Here is a 272-nt window from a genome sequence, read left to right on the forward strand (position 1 = left end):
TTGAACATCCTGCCATCACACTTGCTACGAGCAATACTCCTGTAGTTGCTGCAAATAAAGAGCGTTTCTCTAACCATTTCGTTTTGTTCACGCTGAGCACCTCCCAAGGATTTGTGGTTTCTTTTTTTCTGAACAAGATTTCTTCTCCACTTCTTGTTGTTTGTTGACCGTTGTTAGTTTTATTATATTTTGCGAAAACATAGGCATACAACTATTTTTGTTTAAATATTTCGTTAATGAATTGTAAAGGGAGAGGGGGAAAGCAAAACCGG

General features: G+C 37.5%; 1 protein-coding gene. It reads right to left on the reverse strand.

Annotated elements, in window-relative coordinates; all coding sequences use genetic code 11:
- Positions 1-87 precede the first annotated feature (87 nt).
- Positions 88-272: hypothetical protein (locus tag SB775_RS29645; protein WP_410864814.1), on the reverse strand; the 185-nt coding region annotated here is incomplete at its 5' end.

Source organism: Peribacillus sp. SIMBA_075 (assembly GCF_046534585.1).